This is a genomic window from Marinifilum caeruleilacunae (assembly GCF_013141825.1).
Taxonomy (GTDB): domain Bacteria; phylum Bacteroidota; class Bacteroidia; order Bacteroidales; family Marinifilaceae; genus Marinifilum; species Marinifilum caeruleilacunae.
In genome coordinates this window covers 1-953 of the sequence record NZ_RZNH01000105.1, presented here as the reverse complement: position 1 = coordinate 953, position 953 = coordinate 1, and the positions used below count along the sequence as shown (strand labels likewise).

Annotated in this window: 2 protein-coding genes; both read right to left on the bottom strand. The window is 42.8% G+C overall.

The annotated features are described in order from the left end of the window. Positions 1-435: 435 nt before the first annotated feature. Positions 436-696, bottom strand: a complete 261-nt coding sequence (locus tag ELS83_RS21685; protein ID WP_346728182.1) for a hypothetical protein — start codon at positions 694-696, stop codon at positions 436-438. A gap of 37 nt (positions 697-733) precedes the next feature. Further along, positions 734-953: hypothetical protein (locus ELS83_RS21680; protein ID WP_171597626.1), on the bottom strand; the 220-nt coding region annotated here is incomplete at its 5' end.

Here is a 953-nt window from a genome sequence, read left to right as displayed (position 1 = left end):
GAGCATTGGAAGCCTGTTGATGTAGAGGTCGAGTTTAGATGCAAGTTCAAGGAGCGAAAGGTGGATGGGTAGGTTATATAGGGATATAGCACAGAGATATATAGCAAAGAGATACTTTTGAGCAATGTTTGTGGAAGCGGTATTCGCAATATTTTAGTAGCTCGTTACAGTCCGGTGCGTTTTTGGTTTTTTGAAAGTGCGTCTTCAGAGCGCTTTTGGTTTTCAAAAGCGCTCTGAAGTTCCTATACTTTCTAGAGAATAGGAACTTCGGAATAGGAACTTCAAAGCGTTTCCGAAAACGAGCGCTTCCGAAAATGCAACGCGAGCTGCGCACATACAGCTCACTGTTCACGTCGCACCTATATCTGCGTGTTGCCTGTATATATATATACATGAGAAGAACGGCATAGTGCGTGTTTATGCTTAAATGCGTACTTATATGCGTCTATTTATGTAGGATGAAAGGTAGTCTMGTACCTCCTGTGATATTATCCCATTCCATGCGGGGTATCGTATGCTTCCTTCAGCACTACCCTTTAGCTGTTCTATATGCTGCCACTCCTCAATTGGATTAGTCTCATCCTTCAATGCTATCATTTCCTTTGATATTGGATCATATGCATAGTACCGAGAAACTAGTGCGAAGTAGTGATCAGGTATTGCTGTTATCTGATGAGTATACGTTGTCCTGGCCACGGCAGAAGCACGCTTATCGCTCCAATTTCCCACAACATTAGTCAACACCCTTTAGCTGTTCTATATGCTGCCACTCCTCAATTGGATTAGTCTCATCCTTCAATGCTATCATTTCCTTTGATATTGGATCATATGCATAGTACCGAGAAACTAGTGCGAAGTAGTGATCAGGTATTGCTGTTATCTGATGAGTATACGTTGTCCTGGCCACGGCAGAAGCACGCTTATCGCTCCAATTTCCCACAACATTAGTCAAC